Genomic DNA, 5,187 nt, shown 5'->3' with positions numbered 1-5,187 from the left:
CGGGTCGCCACCCGCTTCGACCGCAACATCAAGACCTTTATGGCCACAATCGCTATCGCAGCCATCGTCACCTGGTGGCTCTAATGAGTCCGGACCCTAGTATCCGACGAGTACGAGTCCTTGGTCAACGTCAGGTATTCGGCCCCGTCAGCCGTTGTCTTCCTGTACCGAGTGTCGATCGAGTCTTCAGCGATGATATCATTGCTGCCGAATGTCGAATTCGTTCCTGCCGTAGCGACAGTATAGGACCCGTCTGCCGCGTTATAGGAAATCGACAGTGATCCGCGGGCGGCCGTTCCATCGATTGCAGTGGAAGTTGCAGTATCCCATGTTCCGGTCAGAGTGGCCGCATCCGTGACGAAGGATCGGCTCGTATCAAGATCGCGCAGCGGTGTCGCGGGCGGAGGTGGCGTCGGTGTGGGCGCCGGTGTTGGCGTCGGTGTTGGCGTCGGAGTTGGCGCAGGTGGCGGCGCTGGTGTGCTGATGACGCCGGAACCCGAGCCTCCGCCGCATGCCGACAATGAAACAAGCGCGACCAAACTCGTCGAAGACAATACTCTTCTCATGATGCCCCCCCTGTTCGAGGGACGCCTATATACAGACGACTAAAAATCCAGCGAAATAGTTGGAGTCTATTTCCCTTGCTGAAACTTTTTGCGCATTGCGTTGCTTTTGGACGAAAGTATTGGTTCACTGGAGGCGAAGCGCGGGCGAAGTCTGCGCTTCGCTGCCTGCTCTCCAGGATGGGCTGCGCGTGTCAGCCATGTGGTTTGCCAATGGAAAAGCAAAGCGCGCAACCAGCTCAAACACGTGGCGGTCCGTATCCTTCGAGTCGCCTTACGATCCACGATGGTGATGGTTCGTCGCGCCAAATTCAAGGTTTGGCGCATGAAGCTTTACCGCTTCCTCACTGTCATGGAAAAGGAGCTTTATTTCAAAAAAGATTTTGTATGACAGCCATTCCCAATGCCGACCTGAACTGGACTCCGTCGTCGAAATTCGTGACGGAGCTGAAGCTCCGGTTGATCGAGCTGTTTACCAAGGAGCGTCGTCAGACGCTCGGCCTGATTGCCTTCGTATGGGCGGGGCTCGCTGTCCTTTACACGATGCCCTACCTCCTGCTCGTCAGGGAACGGCTGTATCACGAGATCATCATCTCCCACGTTCTCGTGGCGATCGTGGGGATTGTATTCTCGTTCCTGCTGCTCGTCGCCATTGCCGCTGCCTTGCGGCGGACATCGTATCAGGCCTTTTTCTGGTGCATCGTGTCCGTACTTGTGGCCAGCGCCGCGCTGAGCACCATAGATCTGCAGATATTCTCATGGGTGCATGAATTTTACGGCCGGAGTTATGCCGAAGGTGCCCCTTACTCCGTCCTGTGGACGGGCAATTTCGCAATTTTCATGTCGAAATTCGCGATGATTGCGATCACATTCTGGACGCTTGAGACCCTGCAGGCATACCGGAAGCGGGATGCCGAACTTCAGCGGGTCCAGCTTGCAGCTTCCGAAGCGCAAAGTGCCTTCAACAATGCCCGGCTCGCCGCGCTGCGTTTTCAGCTCAACCCGCATTTCCTCTTCAATACGTTGAATTCGATTTCGGCACTCGTCGTGACGAACCGGAATGCGGATGCAGAAACGATGCTGGCGCAGCTGTCCGAATTTCTACGCATTACGTTGAACAATGACGACAAGGCGCTCCAGACGCTTGATCAGGAACTCGAAACGGTGGCGGCGTATCTCGCGATCGAACATGTTCGCTTCGGTCCGCGGCTTGCCACGGATGTTATCTGTCCATCAGAGCTGCGCGAAGCGGAAGTTCCCAACTTCCTGCTACAGCCACTCGTCGAAAATTCGATCAAGTATGGCGTTGCCCATTCCGATGTCACGGTCACGATAAGGATCGAGGCTATCCTTGATGGCGATCAACTCGTTCTGGTGGTCGAGGATGACGCGTGCGCCACGATGCCGTGTTCGTCAGGTCACGGCATTGGCCTTCGCAACGTGCAGGACAGGCTTTTCGCCCTGTATGGCGACGAAGCGCGCCTGGATGTCCACCGACGCGACAACGGCTTCCTGTCGATCGTGCGTCTGCCTCACCAACAACTGGCGCCGGTCCGTTGAAAGTCCTCATCGTCGATGACGAGCCGCTTGCCATTGATCGCCTGGCCGACCTGTTGCGCAATTTCGAGGAAGTCGAAGTCATAGGTTCATCGACGAATGCCGCGCGGGCGCTGGACGACATCGCGGCCCTGAAACCCGATCTGGTGCTGCTCGACATCCAGATGCCGGGCGGCAGCGGTATGGCTCTCGCTGCCGATCTGCCACCTGAAGGCAGGCCCGAAATCATCTTCGTGACCGCCTTTGAAAACTTTGCGGCAGATGCATTTGCGGTTGATGCTGCAGATTACCTGTTGAAGCCGGTCCGTTTCGACCGGCTGCGACAGGCGATCACGCGAACCAAGCGGCGCATAGACCTGTGCCACTCGGCTACGCCGGCGGGGGACCAGGACGACGCGCGCTACGTGCAGGAGTTCTGGGTTGCGGCGGGTAGCAGCCAGATCAGGGTTGGCGTCGACCAGATCGACTGGATCGAGGCAGCGAAGGACTACGTGATTTTCCACACGTCCATGCGCAGCTTTCTGCATCGCATTTCGATGAATGCACTGGAAGCCAGTATCGACACGCGAAAGTTGATGCGCGTGCACAGATCCGCATTTGTCAGATTGAGCCAGATAGAACGTCTCGATCGCCCGGCCCGAGGAGTCCTCAATCTCGTTCTGCGCGACGGCGCGATCGTCCAGGTTGGGCCGAGCTACGTCAAGGCAGTGCAGGAACAACTCGCTCTGCGCAGTTGATGAGTGCGCAGAGCGGACGTTGGCAGCTGCCAATTTCATCGTGCGAATGGCAAGCTTTGTCGCAGCGGAACAAGAGTGGTCGCATGATTACGGGCCTACGTATCAAGAGCCGTGTGCCGCCTGCAGCGCACGGCTAATTCCTGGTTACCGGATCGAAGAGACAATCTGGTAAGGAAAGGAAGTCGAAATGAAGAAAGTCTTGATCATTGCTGCCTGCCTGCTCAGTGCCGCAGCATTCACCAGCCCCGTTTCTGCCGAAACTGTCCGTTCTTCGACCGTAGTCGAGATTGCTGACCTCAAGCTCAGCAGTCCTGCGGGACAGAAGAGGCTCGAACACCGACTTGCGGCCGCCGTTCGCAAGGTCTGCGGACGTCACGAAGTTCGCAACTTGGCTGAGCGCAGGCTCTACATGGAATGCGCCGGGCCCGCCAAGGCTGCCGCTCAGAACGCCAAGCTGGCGGCTATAGACGCGGCGCAAAGGGCCGCTCTCGCCCGGTCCGGTCGGCGTGGAAACGTGCGGTCCTGAAGTGCGGTGCAGCAGGGGGAAGTCTGTTCTCGAGCGATCGCGGTGGTGCTCCGACGTGATCGTCGCATGTGCTGCCAACATCGCTCGGGAGTGAGACACAGAAGGCGGAAAAGATCTGCCGATGCATCTGCAGGAACATCCTCGCGAAGAACTCGTCTGATGAGGACGGAGCGCATGCTCCGGCAAATTTGTCGTTCGGTTCAGAAGGATGGGACATATGGGGCAGGATCGCGAGATCGAGAAACTTGTAGGCAGCCTGGGCACGTTGCTCGGGCCGGATGGGCCGAGCCTTGCCATAGCCGAAAGCTGTACGGGCGGTATGGTCTGCGCCGCCATCGTCGCCGACCCGGATGTGAGCGGAGCGCTGGAGCGCGGATTCATCGTCTATTCGCTCGATGCGAAATGTGAATTGCTCGACCTCGACCGCGCCGAGGTCGAGTCCTGCGAAGGGGTGAGCCGCGAGGTTGCCCTGGGCATGGCGAGAGCTGCTCTCGATCGCAGCCATGCCGATGTAGCACTGGCCATCACCGGCTTTGCCGGGCCGCAGCAGGATGACGAGGAGGTGGGCCTCGTTCATTTCGGACTGGCTCGGCGCGAGGGGAAGCCAATGCATGAAGAGCATCACTTTGGCGATCTCGGCCGGGAGGCGGTCTGCAACGAGGCCGTAATCGCTTCGCTGAAAATGCTGCTGGAAGCAGTCAGGAGCCAACCGCAGGCGGGGTGATCGCAAGGGCAGACACGCCTGCAGTTCCGCCCTTCTCCTGCGAATTCAGGGCAGATTAAGTCACCTTAGAGTATACAGATCAGCATGTTATTCGCGGCGAACGCGCCGTCATCTGTTCTACGCTCAGGGGATTACCATCATCAAGAAAGCGCTTATCGCCGCCTCCGCGGCGCTCGCCACGCTTGTTCCGACAGCGGCGAGTGCCCAAAGTGTCGCACCCGGCCAGTCGAAGGCGGATTATCTCGCCTGGCTCGCCCAGAAGGCTGAAAATCCGGGCAAGGTGCGCTCGTTCCGCAAATTCCTGACCGAGCAGCGCGTTCAGGACGTGGTGCCGATCTGGCAACTTGTCCGCACCTCGTCATCCTGGCAGCAGTGCAGTGCCGATCCGTTCGAGGTCGCACCTGCGACGCAGTGGGGTAACATCGTCCAGACGCTCGGCTTCGTGAAAAGCGAAGTGATGCCAGCAATCGGCAAGGTCGAGGCGCTGTCGGGGTTTCGCAATGACGATCTGAACCGTTGTTCCAACGGCAGGCCTGGTTCGGCCCACCGCATGTTCTTCGCCATGGATCTTGTCCCCGTCGACGGGATCGCGCGTGGCGACATGATTTCGCGGCTCTGCTCCGCTCATGGCCGCAAGGGGCCGGAATATCGCACCGGGCTGGGATTCTACAGCGGATCACGCTTCCATGTCGACAGCAACGGGTTCCGCAAATGGGGCTCGGACGGACGCGGCGCGACGTCGCCTTGTAACCGGGGTTACGCGTGAATGCCGGCGCTCCGCCTGTAAATACGGGCGGTCAGCCGCAGAGAGGATCGCCCACGGGGTCCAGCGCGCGCATCGCGTCGGCGAAAGTCCCTCCGGTCTTTTCAAACACGGTATCCGTCAGGCCCGAACCGGGCCCGCAATAATAGGCGCAGCCTTCGGGTAGAACGGACGGGAAGGCGACCTGACGATCCTCCACCGTTGCTGCGATGGTGCATGGCTCGGATCCGGCCATGGTCAGGCGCAGCACGTCATCTTCGCGAACAGCGTCACCCGCACCGCTGCAACTGCCGCCTGCATTCCGCACCACCAGCGCG

General features: G+C 59.3%; 7 protein-coding genes and 1 pseudogene. 7 read left to right on the top strand and 1 reads right to left on the bottom strand.

Annotation, left to right across the window (positions count from 1 at the left end; all coding sequences use genetic code 11):
• Window positions 1-342 precede the first annotated feature (342 nt).
• The 7 genes from G7A66_RS14000 (at window position 343) to G7A66_RS09895 (ending at window position 4,873) form a co-directional block, all read left to right on the top strand.
• Complete coding sequence (locus G7A66_RS14000) at window positions 343-609, top strand: hypothetical protein (RefSeq protein WP_206675162.1); 267 nt, start codon at window positions 343-345, stop codon at window positions 607-609.
• A 63-nt stretch (window positions 610-672) separates the two neighbouring features.
• Complete coding sequence (locus G7A66_RS09920) at window positions 673-954, top strand: PDDEXK family nuclease (protein WP_174295531.1); 282 nt, start codon at window positions 673-675, stop codon at window positions 952-954.
• Window positions 951-2,123: a sensor histidine kinase gene (locus G7A66_RS09915; RefSeq protein ID WP_174295530.1), complete on the top strand. Its 1,173-nt coding sequence runs from the start codon at window positions 951-953 to the stop codon at window positions 2,121-2,123. The genes G7A66_RS09920 and G7A66_RS09915 overlap by 4 nt, the downstream gene beginning before the upstream one ends.
• Window positions 2,120-2,857: a LytR/AlgR family response regulator transcription factor gene (locus G7A66_RS09910; RefSeq protein WP_174295529.1), complete on the top strand. Its 738-nt coding sequence runs from the start codon at window positions 2,120-2,122 to the stop codon at window positions 2,855-2,857. Before G7A66_RS09915 ends, G7A66_RS09910 begins: the two co-directional genes overlap by 4 nt.
• 187 nt (window positions 2,858-3,044) lie before the next feature.
• Window positions 3,045-3,383, top strand: coding sequence for a UrcA family protein (locus tag G7A66_RS09905; RefSeq protein ID WP_174295528.1), 339 nt, complete (start codon window positions 3,045-3,047; stop codon window positions 3,381-3,383).
• Between the two features lie 217 nt (window positions 3,384-3,600).
• Entirely contained in the window at window positions 3,601-4,107 is a 507-nt protein-coding gene (locus G7A66_RS09900; protein ID WP_174295527.1) for a CinA family protein, read from the top strand.
• 280 nt (window positions 4,108-4,387) lie between these two features.
• Complete coding sequence (locus tag G7A66_RS09895; RefSeq protein WP_174295526.1) at window positions 4,388-4,873, top strand: peptidase M15; 486 nt, start codon at window positions 4,388-4,390, stop codon at window positions 4,871-4,873.
• Between the two features lie 31 nt (window positions 4,874-4,904).
• Here G7A66_RS09895 and G7A66_RS09890 read toward each other — a convergent pair.
• Window positions 4,905-5,187 (bottom strand): annotated as a pseudogene (locus G7A66_RS09890) (hypothetical protein); the annotation flags it as partial.

Origin of the sequence: Alteripontixanthobacter muriae, assembly GCF_013336795.1 — a bacterium.
In the GTDB taxonomy this organism is placed as follows: Bacteria; Pseudomonadota; Alphaproteobacteria; order Sphingomonadales; family Sphingomonadaceae; genus Pseudopontixanthobacter; species Pseudopontixanthobacter muriae.
The sequence above is the reverse complement of the archived record's forward strand: the minus strand, read 5'-3'. Positions and strand labels throughout refer to the sequence as shown.

Coding starts and splice junctions, on each gene's coding strand:
- G7A66_RS09915 (WP_174295530.1), top strand. CDS start 951: ATGACAGCCATTCCCAATGCCGACCTGAACTGGACTCCGTCGTCGAAA.
- G7A66_RS09905 (WP_174295528.1), top strand. CDS start 3,045: ATGAAGAAAGTCTTGATCATTGCTGCCTGCCTGCTCAGTGCCGCAGCA.
- G7A66_RS09900 (WP_174295527.1), top strand. CDS start 3,601: ATGGGGCAGGATCGCGAGATCGAGAAACTTGTAGGCAGCCTGGGCACG.